This is a genomic window from Allobosea sp. 05T438, assembly GCF_056396025.1.
In genome coordinates this window covers 45,279-65,403 of record NZ_JBFTKQ010000006.1, presented here as the reverse complement: position 1 = coordinate 65,403, position 20,125 = coordinate 45,279, and the positions used below count along the sequence as shown (strand labels likewise).

Below are 20,125 nucleotides of genomic sequence, written 5' to 3'. Positions count from 1 at the left end.
TCAGCCGCCGCCGGTCGGGTCGCGGCCCTGGCCGGGATTGGTCGGGAAGAAGCGCTGGCTCGGCCGCTGCGGCTGCACCGGCACGCCACGCGGCGGCTCGACATCGATGCGCCCGCCGGGGGGCGGCACAGGCTGTTGCAAGGGCGGCGGCTGGTTGGGATCGCGTGGCGGCGTGCGCGGGCGGCGCGGATCCTCTGGCGCCGGCGGCGGCTCGGGCTCCTTCGGGTCGACCACGAGTTCGGTGCCCCCCTTGCACTCGGTCAGCCACACATCATAGATCGCGTGCTCGACACCGTGCAGGCCGGGGCTCGCCGCATACATCCAGCCGGTGAAGATGCGCCGGTACTCGTTCTTGAAGGTCACCTCGTCGACCTCGACGAAGGCGTCGGTCTGCGGCGCCTCGGTCGGCGGCCGGCTCCAGCAGACGCGCGGAGTCAGTTGCAGCGCGCCGAACTGCACCGTCTCGTCCACGGCCACCTCGAAGGAGATGATGCGGCCGGTGATCTTGTCGAGCCCTGCGAAGACCGCAGTCGGGTTGCGGACGCGGTCGGCCTGCGCCGGTCCCATCGCAGCGAGCAGCGCGGCCGCGCTCGTGGCGAGGCCTGCCAGGGTCGAAAGGCGGAACAAGGACGGCATGCTGGCGCGAATCTCTTCCACAGCGCGGAAAGACCGCGACGGGGCGCAGTAACACGGCAAAGGCAGCGGAAAAAGGGCATCGCGGCCGAAACGGCCATTTCAGCTGCCGCTGCGGCCGCCCTGCCGCCCAGCAAAAAGGCCGCCCGAAAGGAGCGGCCCTGATATCTCGCAACCTGCCCTGCGACCTGGATCACCGCGCGTCCGATCGGACGCGATAACGGTGGTCCATCTAGACTGCCATCGCATCGGATTTTTCCGGGAAGTGGTCTTCCCTTTTCGGTCCGATGCCTTGCCTCAGCGGCCCGGCGTCCAGGCCTGGTAGTCGCCGGTCGCGGCCGGGCGCTCGCCCTCGGCCAGCGTCGAGCCCTGCGGGCGGTAGGCCAGCGCCGTCCCGGTCCAGTTCTGCTCGTGCGGCTGCTGCCACTCGCGCGGCTGGTAGCTTTCCTCGGAGGGGGCGACGTCGACGGTGTGATGCAGCCAGCCATTCCAGCCGGGCGGCACCTTGGAGGCCTCCGCCTCGCCCCTGTAGATCACCCAGCGGCGCTGGAAGCCGAGCGCCTTGTCCTTCACCCCACCCTTGGTGCGGTAATAGACATTGCCGAACTCGTCCTCGCCCACCTTCTCGCCGAAGCGCCAGGTGTGGAAGCGCGTGCCGATGGTCTGGCCATTCCACCAGGTGAAGATCTGCAGCAGCCAGTCCTTCATTGCCTTCAGTCCATGCGCTTGCAGCGCCGTGCGGAGAGGCCGGCGCGTCTTGGCCCGACTTATGGCGGCAGGACCCTGCTCTGTCCAGTCCGGAACGCCGTCGTTGGGGCGCTTCGCCGCGTCGGCGCCGCCGAATGCACCCTGGCGATATCCACAGGAGGGTACGAAGCGATGGTCCGGCGGGGCGCCGCCTCGGCCGCGCGGCATACGGCCTGATTCCTCCTGCTATCCGCCGCTGATTCCCGCCTGCGCTCCGCCGGAATTTCGCCGCGATTCGGCTCGCCCACCGCCATGATTCAGCGCCGAAGCGCACCGACTTCAAGCACTTGGAGCGGTCCCCGCAAGCGCTGTCTGCAAGCCCGCGGCCGGTACCCCAGGTTCACATCTCATTTACCGTGAATAGTGGGGATTTTAGGAACTGCGCTTCGGACGGCGCTGTGGCAATCTTGCCGCGCAGCGGCGATTCTTCCCGCCATTTCCAAGGCTTAGCCGGGGCCTTGAAACTTATCCCCATAACCCACACATCCCTACCAGATGTCGTGTCCACAGGGGTCTCGCTCCACTATTCCTTGACGCACGGAAGCGAACGGCTGTAGATTTTGACCATCGCATGACGGCCGGCGGCACCCCCTCTGGATGACTGCGAACCCTAGTTTTCCAGAGTGCTTACGGGCCTGCCGCCGCATCCGCTGACATCAGCGGAAGCGAACGGATTTGCGCGGGCATTTTGGGCGCGTCCGGGCCTGCAAGCGGGGCGACACCGCTAAGGACCCACGAGGCATCGAACCGAGTTTGAACTGACATCAGGAGCCGGCGATCAACCGGCCGCGCGGGGGTATCCACCCGCGGCATGCAAGGACGAAGATCATGCGCATCGAGCGCCGCTATACCTCCGCCGGTCAGTCGCCCTACGCCGCGATCCCGTTCCGATCGGCCGTCAGCGAGATCAAGAACCCGGACGGCTCCGTCGTCTTCCGGCTCGAAGGCATCGAAGTCCCCGAGGCCTGGTCGCAGGTCGCGAGCGACGTGCTCGCCCAGAAGTACTTCCGCAAGGCCGGGGTGCCGGCGCGCCTGAAGAAGGTCGAGGAGAACGACCTCCCCTCCTTCCTCTGGCGCTCCGTCGCCGACGAGGCTGCTCTTGCCGAGCTGCCGGAAGGCGAGCGCTACGGCTCCGAGATTTCCTCCAAGCAGGTCTTCGACCGCCTTGCGGGCTGCTGGACCTATTGGGGCTGGAAGGGCGGCTATTTCTCCTCCGAGGAGGATGCCGCGGCCTTCCATGACGAATTGCGCTTCATGCTCGCGACCCAGCGCGTCGCGCCGAACTCGCCGCAATGGTTCAACACCGGCCTGCACTGGGCCTATGGCATTGACGGTCCCAGCCAGGGCCATTTCTACGTCGACTTCAAGACCGGCAAGCTGGTGAAGTCGAAGTCGAGCTACGAGCATCCGCAGCCGCATGCCTGCTTCATCCAGGGCGTGCAGGACGACCTCGTCAACGAGGGCGGCATCATGGACCTCTGGGTCCGCGAAGCCCGCCTGTTCAAATACGGCTCCGGCACCGGCTCGAACTTCTCGATGCTGCGCGGCGAAGGCGAGAAGCTCGCCGGCGGCGGCAAGTCCTCCGGTCTGATGTCCTTCCTCAAGATCGGCGATCGCGCCGCCGGCGCGATCAAGTCGGGCGGCACCACCCGCCGCGCCGCCAAGATGGTCGTGGTCGATGCCGACCATCCGGATATCGAGGCCTATATCGACTGGAAGGTGAAGGAGGAGCAGAAGGTCGCTGCCCTCGTCACCGGCTCCAAGACCGTCAAGAAGCACATGAAGGCTGTGCTCAAGGCATGCGTGAACTGCGAAGGCGATGCCGATTCCTGCTTCGACCCGGAGAAGAACCCCGCCCTGAAGCGCGAGATCAAGCTCGCCCGCAAGGCGCTGGTGCCGGACAACTACATCAAGCGGGTCATCCAGTTCGCCAAGCAGGGCTACAAGGACATCTCCTTCGACACCTATGACACCGACTGGGATTCCGACGCCTATCTCACCGTCTCCGGCCAGAACTCGAACAACTCGGTCTCGCTGACCGACGACTTCCTGCGCGCCGTCGAGAACGACAATGACTGGAACCTGACCGCCCGCACCTCCGGCAAGGTCCTCAAGACGCTGAAGGCCCGCGACCTCTGGGAGAAGATCGGCTACGCCGCCTGGGCCTCGGCCGATCCCGGCCTGCACTTCAACTCGACGATGAACGACTGGCACACCTGCCCGGCCTCGGGCCGGATCCGGGCGTCCAACCCGTGCTCCGAGTACATGTTCCTCGACGACACCGCCTGCAACCTGGCCTCGGCCAACCTGCTGCAGTTCTACGATACCGAAACCAAGAGCTTCGACGTCGCGGCCTATGAGCATCTCTGCCGGCTCTGGACGGTCGTGCTCGAGATCTCGGTGACGATGGCGCAGTTCCCGTCCCGCGAGATCGCCGAGCTCTCCTACGAGTACCGCACGCTCGGCCTCGGCTACGCCAATATCGGCGGTCTGCTGATGACCATGGGCCTCGGCTACGACAGCGACGAGGGCCGCGCGCTCGCCGGCGCGCTGACCGCGATCATGACCGGCGTCGCCTATGCGACCTCGGCCGAGATGGCGGGCGAGCTCGGCCCCTTCCCCGGCTACAAGAAGAACGCCAGCCACATGCTGCGCGTCATCCGCAACCACCGCACCGCCGCCCACGGCCTCGCCGACGGCTATGAGGGCCTGAGCGTTACGCCCGTCCCGCTCGACCACGCGACGCTGGCCCGCCTCGGCGGCTCGGCCATCACCATGGCGGAGCGCTCGCGCGCCGTCTGGGACGAGGCTCTCGAGCAGGGCAAGCGCTACGGCTATCGCAACGCCCAGTCGACCGTGATCGCGCCGACCGGCACGATCGGCCTGGTCATGGATTGCGACACCACCGGCATCGAGCCCGACTTCGCCCTGGTGAAGTTCAAGAAGCTCGCCGGCGGCGGCTACTTCAAGATCATCAACCGCGCCGTGCCGGACGCGCTGCGTGCGCTCGGCTACCGCGAGGCCGATATCGCAGAGATCGAGGCCTATGCCGTCGGCCACGGCTCGCTGAAGCAGGCGCCGGGCGTCAACCCGTCGACGCTGCGGTCCAAGGGCTTCACCGACGAGAAGATCGAGGCGGTCGAGAAGGGGCTGAAGAGCGCCTTCGACATCAAGTTCGTCTTCAACAAGTGGACGCTGGGCGAGGATTTCCTCACCGGCACGCTCAAGGTCCCGGCCGAGAAGCTGAACGACATGTCGTTCGAGCTCCTGCCCTTCCTCGGCTTCAGCAAGGCCGAAATCGAGGCCGCGAACGTCCATGTCTGCGGCGCGATGACGCTGGAAGGCGCCCCGCATCTGAAGACCGAGCACTACAACGTCTTCGACTGCGCCAACCCCTGCGGCCGCATCGGCAAGCGCTACCTCTCGGTCGAGAGCCATATCCGCATGATGGCGGCGGCGCAGCCCTTCATCTCGGGCGCGATCTCCAAGACCATCAACATGCCGAACGACGCGACGGTCGAGGACTGCAAGAGCGCCTACATGCTCTCCTGGAAGCTGGCGCTGAAGGCGAATGCCCTCTACCGCGACGGCTCCAAGCTCTCGCAGCCGCTGAACTCGGCGCTGATCTCGGATGATGACGACGAAGCCGACGACGCTGTCGAGGCGCTGGTCGCCGCGCCGATGGCGGCGCGCGCCACCCAGATCTCCGAGAAGATCGTCGAGCGCATCGTCGAGCGCATCGAGCGCAAGCGCGAGCGCGAGAAGATGCCGGACCGCCGCACGGGCTACATCCAGAAGGCGACGGTCGGCGGCCACAAGGTCTATGTCCACACCGGCGAGTATTCGGACGGGCGCCTGGGCGAGATCTTCATCGACATGCACAAGGAAGGCGCCGCCTTCCGGGCGATGATGAACAACTTCGCCATCGCGGTCTCGCTCGGCCTGCAATACGGCGTGCCGCTGGAGGAGTATGTCGAGGCCTTCACCTTCACCCGCTTCGAGCCGTCGGGCTTCGTCGCCGGCAACCAGTCGATCAAGAACGCGACCTCGATCCTCGACTACGTCTTCCGCGAGCTGGCGATCTCCTATCTCGGCCGCAACGACCTCGCGCATGTCGACCCCAGCGAGATCGGTCATGACGTGATGGGTAGCGGCGTCGGCCAGGACAAGGCTCCGGATGCGACCCCGGTGGTCTCGACCCCCCTCGCCTCGACCGGCTTCCGCCGCGGCAAGCCGATCAACCTGCTCGCCATCCAGGGCGGCGGCGCGGCGAACGACGCGGTCGCCCGCTCAGCCTCCACTGTGACGGCTCTCGCCACGGCTGGCGCGACCGCGCTGAAGGAGGAGCCGGAAGCCTATGGCGAAGCGGAGATGGCCAAGCTCGGCTTCGCGGCGCCCGCCGCCCAGCCGACCCAGTCGGAGCGCCGCGCCGAGGCGATCATGAAGGGCTATGTCGGCGACAGCTGCGGCGAATGCGGCAACTTCACGCTGGTCCGCAACGGCACCTGCCTGAAGTGCAACACCTGCGGTAGCACAACCGGCTGCTCATGATATGCCGACTTAATTGTTGAAAAGAGAGGCATAATGTTGCCTCGATTTTAGGAAAAGTTCCGCAAACAGATTTGCGCCGCGCGGCCATCAAGCCGGGCGGCGCTTTGCTTTTCAGCCAATCAGATCGGGCATTCGGGGCCGCTAGCTTCCAACGGCCTGGAACACGGCGCGTCGGCCAGCATCCGTCAGGCCTGAACTAAACGTGAGGTCGAAGACGACGAGCTTCATCACTGACTCGTGCATGTCAGCCCCTCTGATCAACAGGAGTGGCAAAGGGACATGAAGGACTGAGTGATGACGAACAACACCATCCTAGCAATGGTGACAAGAGGCAGCGGCGCCTCTCGGCGTCGGCCGATCCACCCGTCGCTGAGCACCGCAATCCGATGACGATGGTCCCGAGGATGGGAGCTCGCTTCGCTCTTGCCGAGCGCTCCGCTACGATCGGATCGACCATTTTCCCGAGGTGTGATGCAAATGTCGGATGGGAATGAGGCGACGCAAGCCTATGAGGCACTCCTCAAGCAGCAGTACGGCTTTCCCGACGAGTGGTTCTACTACGAACGCATCGACGACCGCTCAGGAAGCGGGGGTGTCCGTGCATTCGACCAACCTCGATTGGATCGGATGCCCGAAAATCTGCTGAAGGACCGGGGCCTATTCAAGCGCCTGGTGCTGAGCGTCAGGGACCTGTCGCACGCCGGAAGCGCGATCGCCTTCATCGAGGAGGAGGTGGACCACGATGGACGATATCCCCTCGCGGCCGTGAGGAAGTTCCTCTGCTACGAAACGACCTTGATCGTCTCCTATTGCCGACCCTTCTCGGAATCGAGGGGAGACATTCCCTCCCTCTCCTACGGCGCCCTAGGGATCAAGCTCTCGCCATTCACCCGCGCCTTGCACGACGACCTCATCAGCAAGCGGAACACCATCTTCGCTCACAGCGACGCCAGCCAGGTCGCGTACAGAGCCCCCGTGGTGATGAAGGGCCGCGACGGCGCTGGCGAGCCTTTCACAACCCTGTTCCCGCCAAGGTTCAACGAGGGGATCATGCTGGACTACCAGCGCGTCCAGCAGGCCAAGATTCTCAACAAATCGCTGCTCGGCGCCGTCATGGCGCGCCTACAGGCGATGCACGTCCACTTCCTCGACGTTCTGCCGTCGATGGACATGGACCTGCACGACCCAGCCCCCGATGGCTACGATTCCGCGTAGCGCTGTACGTAGAGCTATGGGTTATTCTGTCCGCGACGAAAAACACCTGCTCACGCGTCGGCACGGTCGATACCCTCCACTCCCCCAGCGCACGATGCGCCGGAATGGCGAATGCCCGTTTGAGCCCCTACGCCTCTTCCAGATCGCGCGGTGGGGCCGCCGCGACCAACTTGCGATCATTCGTCGGCAGCAGGCCGGCCCGTTTTTCCGTAACCCAGGAAATCCTGCCGTACCGGAGCTCGACCGCGTCTTCGAACTTGGCGCGATCGAGGCCGAGCGTCTTCAGACCCCGTCGCAGCCGGAAACGGGCCACACCGTCCAGCAGGTTTTGGAACCCGATCTTCGGCTTCTGCTGCAACTCGCGGACCGTATGGTAAAGGCCGGTGAGACCCAAGATGCCGGCGGTCGCGACTGCAGCGGACTGAGGCAGTCCGACCACCGATCCAGCAGCTCCGGCCGAAAGGATGACAACCGTCGACCAAGTCAGTCCTGTTTCGAGGCGACCGATGAACCTGTTCGATCCCGAGATCAATGTGTCAACTCTGTCGATCTCGCCCTGTCTGGCCGCCAAGGCGATCCCGTGGAGTCGCTTGCGCTCCGCGCGCAACGCTTCCAGCTCAGCGTCTCGTTGCCCCAAAGCTCGTTTCGCCTCGGCGACATCTGCCTCATGGGCCTCTTTGAGCTCCCGCTTTTCCTGCCCGTGACGCTGCGCGGCCACCCGGGCCTTCCTCTCATATTCGCTGCGGACCTCGTTGGCGGTCGCGTTGCGCATCTCTTCCAGGAGCATCTGGGGATTGGCGGTGGTCGCTAGGCGTTCGAGGCCGAGCGTCTCGTCCATCAGCCGTTCGACACTGCGCTGGTCGGAGAGCAGCAGCTCGAACTGCTGGGCGCGTTCGGGGTCAAACTCCTTCAGCTTGTCGTGGACGGCCTTCAGCACTTCCTTACGCGGCCTGAGGACGCGTTCGCAGGAGGCGATGAGATGCCCGCGCGGAATGTCGACCTGCTTGGCCTTAGCATCGTCCCTGACGAGGCCGGTCCGAAGCCAGGCCGTCATCGCGAGCTCGCGCTTGATGATGACGGGCGGTGTTTGCCGATCGTTGATCATCCGGTTCTTGCGGCAGAAGTCGCGGGCGTAGTCCACGAAGATCGGGTTCGTGGTGACGAAGACGAACCTGGAGGTCAACGGGTCGGCGCTCTTGTGCCCCGCCCTCAGCCGCATGGTGAGCGCTGCGCAGGTTGCATCGTGCTCCCGGGCGTCGACGGAATCGACCTTCCAGCGGATACCGGCGAAAAAGTCGTCATAGGTCGCCTTGTCGAAGAACTTCGTCTGGGAGGGCGTCGTGGTCAGGTCGATCGGACGCACCGTAACACCGACCTGCTGGAGAGCGCGCTCGGGATCCCGGATCACCGACCTAACGAAATCCTCGTTGATCTCGTTTTTCATCAGGGCCGAGTGCGTCGGCCCATGGCGGGCGGAGAGCGGCTGGGAGAGCATGCTCTGCAGGTTTCTCGACATCTCCTCCACGCTGACCGGAAGGACGATGACGTTGCAACCGATGCCGCGCAGCGAGGTCACGACGTTGGCGATGTCCTCGCAGGCCTCCTTCCCCGACAATCCCAAAAGATCGAGCGCAACCGGGGTATCGAGGATCAGCGTGAGGTCGGACTTCTTGGTCTCCCCGGTCGGCTTGACGAAATCCTCGACGACCTCGGTGAGCAATCCGATCGAGGCCAACCTGGCGAGGTGAGGAACGAATTCGCTCTTGTTCTTGACCAAGTCGTGAACAAAGCGGGCGCACAGGTACTGCTCCTCGCGGCTCAGCGTCCGTCCGCCCTCCTCAAGCCGATCGAGGACAGCCTGGTTCGCCATCCCCAATCGGATGCGCTCGACATGCAGGGCGAACGCCTCCTCCGTGAACGCGTCGAAGGAAACCAGGAAGCGTATCAGAATGTCCTTCAAGCTCTCGCGATCCAGGGAGAACTGGAACAGGTCAGTGACCTTCGGTGGGAACTTTTCGAAATCGTCCACAATCCGATCCAGGACCTGAACAATCTCGATCTGGTTCTCGTCATCGTCAGCCGCAGGCTGGAACGAGACCGTGAAGACGGCGCCAGCCTGTCGCTTCAGATAACCTTTCGCAAGCAGGCGGCCTGTAAAGCTCTCGGCGACATCCTTGTTGAACCTCCACCCATAGATCTTCTGGACGCCTAGCGAGAGAAGGCCGCCGTCGAAGATGGTGCCGTTCATCGCGGCCAGGACCGGTTCGAGGAACGGGATGAGGGCGTCGAGCACGTCGCCGTCCTGGTTCACCTTCAACCCCGAAAGGGCGGCGTATACTCTCAGAGCATGTCTGGTGACCGTGGTCATTGGGATCGCTCACCAACCGACTTGGCAGGGAAATCCCGAGCCACGTCCCGTGGCGTACGGCATTGCAGGTCGACGCGCCGCCACGCAGCGCCAGGATGATGGCCGGCCATTCGCGAATCTCCCAGGCAACACCATTAGATCGCGTCGCGAGCTCCTCCACCAGCGGCAACTCCGCGATTAATCCCAAGTGTTCTTTAGGGATCCGAGTTCCTCGGCCCAGTTTGAGGTGGACAACTACCAGATGTCGCTCTCGCCGAGTATTGCTCCTTCCGGTTTCATCCTAGCCTCGCGACGAATATCTAAAGGAAGCTCGCGAGCGTGCCCGTGTCTGTTGCAATATCTGATAAGGTCGTGGCCGAGCTGCTGCGGATGGAGGAGGATTGCACCCACTCCGGCAAGGCTCATTTCAACGCCGCGACCCGCTGGACGAGGTGGAACTATATCTTCGGCATTCCCTCCGTAGGGCTGAGCGCGCTAGCGGGGGGCGCCTTCTTCCAGGATTACGCTGTCTCCGCAGGATTGATGTCGTCTGGCGTCACCGTGCTCACGGCGCTGATGACGTTCCTCAAGCCAGACGAGAAGCTTCATCACTGACTCGTGCATGTCAGCCACTCTGAAACAAGAGCGGCAAAGGGACATGAAGGGCCGGGCGATGACGAACAACACCATCCTCGCAATGGTGAAAAACCGCCTCCGCGACAACCTTCAGCAGCTCAATCATAAGATTTCCGATGAAGACACCGCTCGGTTGGCACGCTTCCTACTCGAGGACCTTGATGCCGCCCAGTGGCGGCTCGTTCCAGCAGCGCCGACGCGGGAAATGGTCACCGCATCGATGACCGCCATGCGTAAGCGCCGCAAACGTCAAGGCAGAGTTGCCGAGAGGCTGAAGCATGCGTGGAGGCTGGCCGCGGGCATTGAGGCTGCTCCTCATTGGAATGTTACCAAGCAACCATCTGGCGCGCTCCTCAGCGTCGACAAGAATGGCGGGCTTCGAGACGACGAACGACTACAGCTTCATGACAATGCACTGAACGTTGGGACGCTCGAGAGCATGTCGGATGAACTCTTCGAAGAGCCTAACGCCGAGCTAGCCCAGTACGAACGCGAGGGCGATAGTTCGTGACTTCACGTCGATATACGGGCTCCGTTGGCCGAAATGCCTACTTCGGCCTCTCCAAGGTGGCCGACAGTCGCTCAGCCGGAACCGGCCCATTGCTGACGCTGGCAATGTCCGCTTTCGGGCATGCCGATTGTTTACACCCTAGCGTAAATGATGGGGCTCGCCTGTTGAGAGCTGAAGGGTTTTCCGGCCTCTTTTAATCGAGCGAATGGCGTCACTCTCATAGTCGTCCAACGCAGGGAGTGGCCATGAACCCGAAAGAACTCATCGACCGTATCGTCTCAATGCCGCCGCCGGCTCAGGGCGTCGCCGCCACGCCACCCGCAGAGGTCGTCGCGATGGTCGTCCGCATGGCCCGCGGGCTAAGACAGTGGAAGCAAGACACGCTCGCCGACTTCGCGCGCGTCAGCATGTCCACGGTCGAGCGCGTCGAGCGCGCTGAGCCGGTCAGTATCGAAAGCCTCGACCGAATCGCTCAGGCACTCGGTTACGAACCCGGCGCCTTCTCAGCGCCCCGCCTGCCAATCCCCAAGGAAGAGGCGGCCACGCAGATGGTCGATCAGCTCGGAAATCTCCAGCAGGTCGAGGTGCGCCCGTTCGAAACCCACCGCCAGATTAGAATGATCGCAGCCACCCAGGCCTGTTACATCCACCGCCCCGAGGTAGGGGCCGCCTACGACGAGCAGGTAGCGGGCCTGCGGGAGTGGCTAGACTTGGCGTCCTTCGCACTGGGGCCTGCCCCCGTCGACGGGGGCAGGCCGATCCGTCGGCGGGCACTCTGCGACGGCATCCTGGCCGCGGTTGCCGATCTGCGCCGCCGCGGCGTCACGGTTCTCGTCGGCATCGCCGACGCGCCAATCCCGGGATCCGCCGATTGGAAAGTGGCGATCATCTCGCTCACGCCCAAGCTCTCCGATCCCGGCGCGCCCAAGCGCCGGGCGATCTTCGTCGATAAGCGCTGCTTGCGTCCCGGTCCCGGCTATCTGGAACACCTGTCCGACGAGGCGGACCTCTAGATAGAGATCGTTCGCGGGATGCTGCCGGCGCGATCAGTCGAATCGGAAGCCGAAGAGCCCGGTCGTCTCGTCCCGATCCGATAGCCTCGGTTCTATGATCGCGGCCTCACGGTCGATGCCGTCTTCGAGCTTCAGTGAATCGTAGATGTCGCTGTTCATCGTGACGATGTACTGCCGCCCGTAATCTCTGGCGGCAGCGGCACCCAGACCTATGGCACGCGCAACCTGCCGGGGATCGACACCGTCGAAGAGGTGGCTGTCGTGGATAAGAAAGCCTGGTCCGTTCCCTCGCTTCGACCAGATGCAGAACAAGGCGTAGTCTAGGCAGAAGATCTCCATGCTTGAGATGCCCCCGCCACGGTCGCCCTGGATCGTGATCCGGAACTCTGGACCGTTCTCCGTGGCCTCGACCTCGAACTTGCCCTTCCTGTCCTCGTAGAGCTTTTTGATCGCCGCTCCGACGAGGAGGATGGCCTCGTTCAGCCGCTCGTGTCGGTTCTGGTGATCGAGCTGGAGCCGTTGCTTGATGCTCGCTCGCTCGATGGTGAGCTCCGTGCCCTCGCTGGCAAGGACCGTTGCCGACTGGAAGCGATCGCGCAGCGAGGCGGCCTCGGCCTCGGCATCGGCCAGCCGCTTCTGCAAGCCGACGAAATCCTCAAGAGCCCCACGCCCTTCCAGCAGTTGCAGGATCTCGCTCCGCTCGGCGTCCAGGATCGCGAACCGGTCCTCGCCCTTCTTGATCTGCCGCTCGGTCTCATCGACCTCCTCACTGAGGTGGGTGCGCCTGTTATCGATCACGCTCTTGTGGAAGCGGGCAACATCGTCGAATCGCCGAATGGCCACGTCCGGCAATTCGATGCCCACGGCAGCGTACAGCCGGCCGACGTCGCTTCGCTCGGGAACGCGTTCCACCTCGATGGCGTTGCGTAGGTGCGCGACGGTCTCGCGAAGCGGCACCGCACGTCGCGAAATCGCCTGCATCTCCACCTTGGCCCTGGTGGCCTGGTCCATCATCTCGCGATAGGCTTCGTGGACCTGGAACCGGCCCAGTTCCTCCTTGAGCTTGATAGCCCTCGCCTCAGCCTCGGCGAGCGCCGATCGTAGCTCGCCGACGCTCCCGATCACCTGTCCGAACGCGCCGTCTTCAACCGCCTTCTTCAGCTCTTCGAGCTGCTTCTCGCGCTTCCGAATGGACTGAAGCGCCCTGGGAATTCGCCAGTCCAGGCCGAGCAGGTAGGAGAGGCTCACCTGCCAATCCGGGCGCTGCTGGGCCTCGGCCTGGCGCTCAACGTAGGAGTAGCCGCGCGAGCCCTGACGGCGGGCGAAGTAGCCGATCAGCGACCGGAAGCTTGGAGAGAAGCTCTCCTCGAACGCCGAGCCCTTCATCACGGACGGGAATTCGAACATGTGATGGGCGAGGAAGTCCTTCCATTCCTCGTTGGATATCGACAGCCCGCCGATATTCGAGGCCGAGCCGACGCCCGCCTTGTCCTTCTTCGCCGTCAGCTTGAAGTGCTCGACGCTCGCCGCGTCGATGTAGATGCGGCTCGGCTTCGATCCGCTCCTCTCGACCTCGACGTCGCGGCCCGCCACGCGGAAGGTCCCGCGGAAGGTGTTCTCGATCAGGGCCTTGTGGCGTAGGAGGCTATCCGGATCTGCCTTGGCCCCAAGCAGGAAGTGAATGATCTCGATGAGGCTCGACTTCCCAGCGCTGTTGCGCGTCTTGGCGTCGTCCTCCTTCGACGACTTATCAGACAGCAGGACGTTGAGCCCGCCATGGAAGCGCACGGGCTTGAACGTCTTCAGGTCGCTGTTGATCGAGATGATCATGCCGGCTCCGCCGGCCGCATCAGCCCGCCTGTCTCATCGATGGCCTTGATCGCATAAAGGAAGGTCAGAGCGAGGACGAACCAGTCGAACGAGATCGGGCTGGCCTCCTGAAGCGCCGCTCGTGACGCGCGCACGCGTTCCCAGAGCTCGGAAACGTCCCGGGGACGGTCGAGCTGGGCAAGGATCTCCGCGCCAACGCCGACGATGGCGCGATGCGGTGATAGATGTTTCCCGGGAAGGATCATGCGGCGGCCTTGGACGGATCATCCTTAAAGATATCGCAGGCCTCAAAGAGGTAGGCGAGAAGCGCCTGCGCGGCGACTTGCCGCTCCGGCGGGACGCTGCCGATCCCAGTGATGCCTTCGTAGAGCGCTGTCAGGATCGCGTGCGGAGGCAGGTTCTGGGCGTCGAGGTCGGCATAGCGTTGCGAGAATACCTTGGCTACCTGTTTCCCGAGTTCCGGATCGGGATGCTGGTCGACATAGGTCGCCACGACGGTCGCATTGCCACTCGCGCCGATCAAGGTCCGCCGCCAGTGTCCTTGGATCCGGTTGATCTCAAGCTTATTCACGGGCGGCTGGTTGGGTTTGGCATCGGCGAAGGGCGCCTCGTCCATGCCCTTGATGACGCCGGCCATCAGCGTCGCGACCTCCTCCACCTGCATGTTCATGCTGTCCTCGGCCGAGGCGACCGGGCCGAGAAGGTACACGATGTCGTTCTCTGACAGGCCGAGGACGCGGTCGCTGAACGCCGGCGGCCCGATCAGTCCAAAACGGTGCTTCGAGTACTGGCGGCCGAAAGCCTCGATCAACTCGATGACATCGACGGGTACGCCGTCGAACAGGTTATGGACGAAGTGCCATTCCTTCATGATTGATGGCAGCTTCGACGCCGCGGCGGCGTAGTCGTCCTTCATCTTCTTCGTCACTGTGGCGGCGCTCACCGGCGTGTCGTGGCGCTTGCCGTAACACTGGAAGACGAACCCCGAACCTCGCAGGTAACCGTCGCAGCCCTTGTCACCGAGGCTGCCCATCGCTCTTGCCGGAACGAAGTCGGCGCCATGGAGCCGCTCCATCACTTCGGAAAAGAACTCCTGGAAGCCGTCTCCGTGAATTCGGCGCAGCTTGAGCTCAAGGGACATCTGCCATTGCAGACGCTGGTGTGGGGTCATCCAGTCGGACATGACCGCTCGCGATTGTTGGAGGGAACACTCACTAAAGGGCCAAGGCATCTCTCAGGCAACGTCCTAGCCCGCGTTATGCCCAAGCCGCGTCAATCCTGGTTAGCCTACGATGTTTCGAGAAATTGCTCGCTTCCACGCCACCATCTCGTCAGGCCAGTGATCAAGGGTATTTCTAGCGTCGACGTCGGCAGGTTAATGGACCTCATTTCTGATCAGCGGCGCCGCATGCGAGCTTCAGTGTTGTCGAAGCTTAGTCGATAGCCATTGAGCTGCATCTCAGAGCAATCGATGTTTTGTTGCCGCGCCAGCCTTTCGATGGTGTGGCGGATGTCCGGGTCGATCCGATGACCGAAGTAGATCGTGCGGACAGTGGCTGGGTTGCGATAGCCGATCCGGCCCAGCCGCTGCGTGAACATGCGCCACTCACGTTCGTAACCCCACTTCTGGCTCTTCGAAGACAGCACTCTACGGACATCGGTTTCGAGATCGTTCTCTCCGAGATCAAGGTTCGGTGGGCTCTCGGTGTAGAAGAGCCGCGAGAACGCAGCGTTTCCCTCAAGGGAATCGCGCAGGTCTGAGAAATCGTATGCGATGCAAATGCCGCGGAACTCGTCGGCATAGTGCGCCCACATGAGCTCATTAGTTGGCGTCTCGCTGAAGCAGGCGATCCCGGTCCGCTGCTTGCCCTCGCGAATCGATTCGAGAATGGTCTGGAAGTAGAGATCGCCCGGACCGTGGCGGCGAGCGAAGAATGTGCCTTCCATCGGATCGTTCATCTGATGGTACGCCGCGGCCCAAATATACCCCTCCTGGATAGCCGCCAGTTCGCGGCGCTGAACCTCAACGGTATCGTCGTCGAAGCGTCGGAAGCTTCGATAGCGATAAAGCTGCGTAGGTGTGACGTAGTCGACTATGCGGCCCGGCATGCGATCCTCCCGCTATAAATGCTGGATACCAGCGACGTAGGACCACTGCGAGAACGACTTGAAAATGCGACCCATAGGCTTGATTGGGCGATGGACCGCCGTGTGCGAAGTGATTCCACGCTGGAATGAGCAGCCCGCCGCACTCGGGCAGGAAAGTCCGTTTTTAGGCAAGTGGCCAGAGTCGGCTCCTGGCGCTTCTCGTTCATCCCACTCTGTTAATGTGCCGTAAGCTATCGGCCTCCCTCTCTGATCAGATCAATGAGCGCGCGAAGCTTCAGCGGGATGTTCCGGCGCCCAGAGAAATACAGCGACAAGCCCGGAAAAGGCGGCGTCCACTCGCTAAGCACCTCGATGAGCCGGCCAGCTTCGACATGCGGGCGGGCCGAAGTCTCCTCGACGTAGGCGAGACCGACGCCTGCCAGAGCAGCGGATAGAGCGAGTTCTGTGGCGTCGAAGATGAGCACGCCTGGTACATCGACAGTCATTGCTTCGCCACGGCGCTCGAACTCCCACCGATAAAGGCGACCGTTGGCCATCCGATGATGGATGCACTGATGCTTCGCCACGTCGAGCGGGGATGAAGGCCTTTGGCGCTCTGCAAAATAGTTGGGCGCACCGACGACGATCATCCTGAGCCAGGGAAAGATCGGCACGGCGACCATATCAGGGGGCACTGCGTCGGCCAGCCGTGCACCGGCATCGAACGATCCGTCCGCAAGATCGACAAAGGCCGCATCGGTCGCGATCTCCAGCGTCACCTTGGGGTAGCGTGTCGAATAGGCGAGCAGGATCGGCTCCAGCATCATGCGCGCTGCGCCCAAGGATGTGGTGATGCGCAACGTCCCCGACGGCTCGCTCGCCTCCGCGCCGAGTTCGTCAATCGTTTGACCGATCGACTGGAGGGCCGGACCGATGCCGTTGACGAATTGCTCACCGGCTGCCGTCAGCGAGACGCTCCGGGTCGTGCGATTGAACAGCTTGACCGCCAGCCGGTTCTCCAAACCAGCGACGGCATGGCTCAGCGCAGACGAGGTCTGCCCGAGCGAGCGCCCGGCCGCGCGGAATCCTCCATGGCGCGCCACGGCGATAACCGCCTCGGCCTCCGCAAAGCTCAGCTTCATTGCTCGATTCTTCTCATTGATCCGATGAGATTGACGTGGCTTCTTTCATCGCACGTCGCCCTGCATATCGAAAGCCAGACACAGGAGCTTTCGATGCGAACAATCAATCAGAACTATATCGATGGCCGCTTCGTGCCGGTGCAAGGCACTGACCTAGGGCCGCTGTTCAACCCCGCGACGGAGGAGCAGATCGGCACGGTCCATTTGTCGAATGCCGCGGATGTTGATGCAGCGGTTCGAGCGGCTGTGGCCGCTTATGCGGAGATTTCGACGATGTCGAACAGCAAGCGCGTCGCGATGCTGCATCGGCTATCGGATGTCGTCTCGCGACGCAGCGCGTATCTCGCCGAGGCCATGAGCGAAGAATACGGCGCACCCGCGCCATTCGTGGAGGCCAGCGCCAGCCGGGCAGGACAGGTCTTCCTCGACATGGCACGAACGGTCGAGGCCTATCCTTGGCAGCGCCAAATCGGATCGGCACTGGTCGAGATGCGCCCGGTTGGCGTGGCCGCCGCTGTCACGCCCTGGAACAGCAATCTCGGCTTCATCTGCTCGAAGCTCGCCACAGCCATCGCGGCGGGCACCTCGATCGTGATCAAGCCTTCGGAGATGAGCGCCTGGCAGACGCAGGTGCTCGCGGAGGCGCTCGATGAGGCCGAACTGCCGAACGGCGTCTACAACATCATCAACGGGACTGGAGCATTGGCCGGGGACGCTCTGACCCGTCATCGCGACATCGCCAAAATTACATTCACCGGGTCGACTGAGACCGGGCGGGCGATCCTTCGCGCAGCATCGGATACAATGAAGCGGGTCACGCTCGAACTAGGCGGAAAAGGCGCGCAGATCGTTCTCGACGATGCCGATCCAGACGCTGCCGCGGCTCAAGTGCTCGCCAACGGCTTCATCAATAGCGGGCAGGCCTGTATCGCAGGAACGCGCATTCTGGTCCCGGAACACAAGCTGACGACGATGCAAGAGCGCTTGGTGGCAGGCTTGGCGAACTGGTCGGTCGGACCCGGCAATGATCCGGCTTCGCGCATAGGCCCGATGGTCAGCGCCAGGCAGTGGGAGCGCGTCCAGTCTTACATCGCGCTCGGCCCACAAGAGGGGGCTCGCGTTCTCGCGGGTGGCGAAGGCAGGCCCGACGGCCTGAATAGCGGTTGGTTCGTCAAACCGACGCTTTTTGGCGAGGTCGATAACAGCATGCGGATCGCACGGGAGGAGATATTCGGACCGGTGCTTTGCGTTCTGCCCTATCGTGACGAGGACCACGCGATTAGCATCGCAAACGACACGGACTACGGCCTTCAGAATTATGTCATCGGTACCGACCCAGAGCGTTGCCGGCGCATTGCGTCGCAGCTGCATTCGGGCCGCGTCGTCATCAATGGAGCGAAACACGAACCGCACGCGCCCTTCGGCGGCTTCAAGCAGTCGGGTATCGGACGCGAGTACGGCTCATTCGGACTGGAGGCATTCCTGGAACCGCGCTCCATTTTGGGGTGAGGGTTGGCGCACGGGGCCCGGACGGCAATGAACGGGCCGAACTGGCCTTCCTGGCAGGGGATCAGTTCAGGAGACGGTTGGCGCGGAGCGCCGTCACGGCGGCGTCCACAAATGTGCGTACCTTGGCCGGGGCTTGGCGACCTTCCGTATACACGACGTGGATCGGCAAGGGCGGTTCTTCGTCGTCGCTGAGCACGACCTGGAGGCGTCCATCCAACAATGCCGGACCGATTTGATAATGCAGGACGCGGGTCAACCCCCACCCAGCAATGGCGGCCGCAATGACCGCGTCGTTGGTATTACACTGAAGCGAGGGATGGACGGTGACCCGCTGGTCGCGAGCGAACCGCCACTCCGGCGAAGCCCAGGCACTCGTCGAGGCCGCGATCCGATGGTCCTTGAGCTGCTGGGGGGTCGTTGGGACACCATGCTTCTCGAAATAGGACGGGGCGCCGCAGACAACCCGCCGAACCGAGCCGACCTTCACTGCGGTGAAGCCGGAATCTGCGAGATGCCCTATCCGGACCGCGACATCGATACCTTCCTCGACGATATTGACCTGGCGGTCCAGGAACAGGGTCCTTGCCGCCATGGTCGGATAGGCGTCAAGATAATCCGTGACGATCGGCAGGACGTACATCTGGCCGAACAGGAGCGACGCGGTGACCGCGAGCGTTCCTGAGGGCGTCGCATAGGACCCTGCAGCCGCAGCTTCCGCCTCCAGGATGTCCGAGAGGATTCGGCGGCAATCGTCGAAGTAGCGGTCGCCGGCTTCGGTGAGCTTTACGGATCGGGTCGTGCGCACGAACAAGCGCGCGCCGATGGCGTCTTCCAGGGCAGCCACGGAGCGCGTCACGGCAGGCGCGCTCATATGCAATTGGCGCGCGCTTTCCGAAAAGCTCGCGGTCTCCGCTACCTTCACGAAGATGCGCATGGCCTGCCAGCGATCCATCAATTGCCCCCTACGGCCGGTCTGCCCGCTGCAATGCTGTCAGCAGCCTATAGCGGGTCGCAAAGAGGTTGCGCAAAACTGGGCCGCCATGGGCTTACGCCCTGCTGGCCGAGCCTTGTTTGAATGTCGCGATGAAGCGTCTGGCGAAGGTCTCGATCTTTCGGCATGTGTCCTCGCACAGGCCGAGGCTCTCCGCCCTCGCGCGAGCGGCAGCTCGCAGCGCCTCATCTTCGGACAGTGCCGCGATCGCGACCGCCTGAACCGTAGCGGTCTGGACATCGAAGCTCCGCCCCTCTCTTGCAATGTCGATCTCAGCCTCACTCATCCCGAGCCGCTTGGCGTCCGCATACTGTTGCCAATATGCGGACGGGTCATCGGGGCCTTCAATCAAGGCAAGCTCAATCGAGACGCGAACGCGCTCGTTGATTGGATCGGGAATCACGGCCGCGTCTCCGCAAGAACGAAGGATTTCAAAAGCCGAAATGGCTGAGGCCGGGGTGATCGTCAGGGCGACGGCCCAGAGGCCAGCGGAACTTGCGCTCGGCCTCGCTGATCGGCATTTCGTTGATGCTTGCATGGCGCGACCGCATCAGCCCATCCTCGGCGAACTCCCAGTTTTCGTTGCCATAAGCCCGGAACCACTGGCCGCTGTCGTCATGATACTCGTAGGCATAGCGCACGGCGATCCGGTTGCCGCGGAAGGCCCAGAGCTCCTTGATAAGGCGGTAGTCGAGCTCCCGATTCCACTTGCGGGTCAGGAAGGCCTGGGCCTCATCGCGACCGTTGCAGAATTCCGCCCGGTTCCGCCATTTCGTGTCGAGCGTGTAGGCGAGCGCGACCTTGGCGGCATCGCGCGTATTCCAGCCGTCTTCAGCCAGGCGGACTTTCTCGATGGCGCTCTCTTCAGTGAAGGGCGGCAGCGGCGGGCGGGACATTTTCAATCTCCTGGAA

Annotated in this window: 17 protein-coding genes; 6 read left to right on the top strand and 11 right to left on the bottom strand. The window is 63.2% G+C overall.

All coding sequences use genetic code 11. The features are described 5' to 3' along the window. Complete coding sequence (locus AC1DIN_RS14545; protein ID WP_441470888.1) at positions 1 to 636, bottom strand: DUF2155 domain-containing protein; 636 nt, start codon at positions 634 to 636, stop codon at positions 1 to 3. Between the two features lie 294 nt (positions 637 to 930). Continuing rightward, entirely contained in the window at positions 931 to 1,341 is a 411-nt protein-coding gene (locus AC1DIN_RS14540) for an NADH:ubiquinone oxidoreductase subunit NDUFA12 (protein WP_441471085.1), read from the bottom strand. An 867-nt stretch (positions 1,342 to 2,208) separates the two neighbouring features. On the opposite strand from AC1DIN_RS14540, the gene AC1DIN_RS14535 reads away from it, so the two are divergent. After that, positions 2,209 to 5,931, top strand: coding sequence for a vitamin B12-dependent ribonucleotide reductase (locus AC1DIN_RS14535; RefSeq protein WP_476810282.1), 3,723 nt, complete (start codon positions 2,209 to 2,211; stop codon positions 5,929 to 5,931). 471 nt (positions 5,932 to 6,402) lie between these two features. Beyond that, a complete protein-coding gene (locus AC1DIN_RS14530; RefSeq protein ID WP_441470840.1) occupies positions 6,403 to 7,146 on the top strand; it encodes a hypothetical protein in 744 nt (247 codons plus the stop codon). Positions 7,147 to 7,273: 127 nt separating this feature from the next. On the opposite strand, the gene AC1DIN_RS14525 is transcribed toward AC1DIN_RS14530, so the two are convergent. Further along, on the bottom strand, positions 7,274 to 9,514 hold the full coding sequence (locus tag AC1DIN_RS14525; RefSeq protein WP_476803855.1) for an AAA family ATPase: 2,241 nt from the start codon (positions 9,512 to 9,514) through the stop codon (positions 7,274 to 7,276). 351 nt (positions 9,515 to 9,865) lie between these two features. On the opposite strand from AC1DIN_RS14525, the gene AC1DIN_RS14520 reads away from it, so the two are divergent. From AC1DIN_RS14520 to AC1DIN_RS14510, 3 genes are all read left to right on the top strand, one after another. After that, positions 9,866 to 10,108, top strand: coding sequence for an SLATT domain-containing protein (locus AC1DIN_RS14520; protein ID WP_441470837.1), 243 nt, complete (start codon positions 9,866 to 9,868; stop codon positions 10,106 to 10,108). Between the two features lie 58 nt (positions 10,109 to 10,166). Further along, entirely contained in the window at positions 10,167 to 10,640 is a 474-nt protein-coding gene (locus AC1DIN_RS14515) for a hypothetical protein (RefSeq protein WP_441470836.1), read from the top strand. Between the two features lie 245 nt (positions 10,641 to 10,885). Further along, positions 10,886 to 11,653 (top strand): helix-turn-helix domain-containing protein, encoded by a 768-nt coding sequence (locus AC1DIN_RS14510; protein WP_441513495.1) that lies wholly within the window; start codon positions 10,886 to 10,888, stop codon positions 11,651 to 11,653. Between the two features lie 33 nt (positions 11,654 to 11,686). Here the strand turns inward: AC1DIN_RS14510 and AC1DIN_RS14505 are convergent, their stop codons facing one another. From AC1DIN_RS14505 to AC1DIN_RS14485, 5 genes are all read right to left on the bottom strand, one after another. After that, positions 11,687 to 13,483 carry an ABC-three component system protein gene (locus AC1DIN_RS14505; protein WP_441513496.1) on the bottom strand — a complete coding sequence of 599 codons (1,797 nt, stop codon included), beginning with the start codon at positions 13,481 to 13,483 and terminating at the stop codon, positions 11,687 to 11,689. After that, the gene (locus AC1DIN_RS14500) at positions 13,480 to 13,728 is read right to left on the bottom strand and encodes an ABC-three component system middle component 6 (RefSeq protein ID WP_441513497.1); all 249 of its coding nucleotides are present in this window, start codon (positions 13,726 to 13,728) and stop codon (positions 13,480 to 13,482) included. Before AC1DIN_RS14500 ends, AC1DIN_RS14505 begins: the two co-directional genes overlap by 4 nt. Further along, positions 13,725 to 14,666: a hypothetical protein gene (locus AC1DIN_RS14495; RefSeq protein WP_441513498.1), complete on the bottom strand. Its 942-nt coding sequence runs from the start codon at positions 14,664 to 14,666 to the stop codon at positions 13,725 to 13,727. Before AC1DIN_RS14495 ends, AC1DIN_RS14500 begins: the two co-directional genes overlap by 4 nt. A gap of 212 nt (positions 14,667 to 14,878) precedes the next feature. After that, positions 14,879 to 15,592 (bottom strand): DUF2971 domain-containing protein, encoded by a 714-nt coding sequence (locus AC1DIN_RS14490; RefSeq protein ID WP_441513499.1) that lies wholly within the window; start codon positions 15,590 to 15,592, stop codon positions 14,879 to 14,881. Positions 15,593 to 15,822: 230 nt separating this feature from the next. Next, a complete protein-coding gene (locus tag AC1DIN_RS14485; RefSeq protein ID WP_142022870.1) occupies positions 15,823 to 16,713 on the bottom strand; it encodes a LysR family transcriptional regulator in 891 nt (296 codons plus the stop codon). A gap of 93 nt (positions 16,714 to 16,806) precedes the next feature. Between AC1DIN_RS14485 and AC1DIN_RS14480 the strand changes: the two genes are divergently transcribed. Beyond that, entirely contained in the window at positions 16,807 to 18,222 is a 1,416-nt protein-coding gene (locus tag AC1DIN_RS14480; RefSeq protein ID WP_142022995.1) for an aldehyde dehydrogenase family protein, read from the top strand. 61 nt (positions 18,223 to 18,283) lie between these two features. On the opposite strand, the gene AC1DIN_RS14475 is transcribed toward AC1DIN_RS14480, so the two are convergent. The 3 genes from AC1DIN_RS14475 to AC1DIN_RS14465 all read right to left on the bottom strand — a co-directional run bounded on the left by AC1DIN_RS14475 (position 18,284) and on the right by AC1DIN_RS14465 (position 20,109). Further along, positions 18,284 to 19,174: a LysR family transcriptional regulator gene (locus AC1DIN_RS14475; RefSeq protein WP_142022871.1), complete on the bottom strand. Its 891-nt coding sequence runs from the start codon at positions 19,172 to 19,174 to the stop codon at positions 18,284 to 18,286. 94 nt (positions 19,175 to 19,268) lie between these two features. Continuing rightward, positions 19,269 to 19,616, bottom strand: a complete 348-nt coding sequence (locus tag AC1DIN_RS14470; protein ID WP_142022872.1) for a hypothetical protein — start codon at positions 19,614 to 19,616, stop codon at positions 19,269 to 19,271. A gap of 28 nt (positions 19,617 to 19,644) precedes the next feature. Continuing rightward, complete coding sequence (locus tag AC1DIN_RS14465; protein WP_142022873.1) at positions 19,645 to 20,109, bottom strand: nuclear transport factor 2 family protein; 465 nt, start codon at positions 20,107 to 20,109, stop codon at positions 19,645 to 19,647. Positions 20,110 to 20,125: the final 16 nt, after the last annotated feature.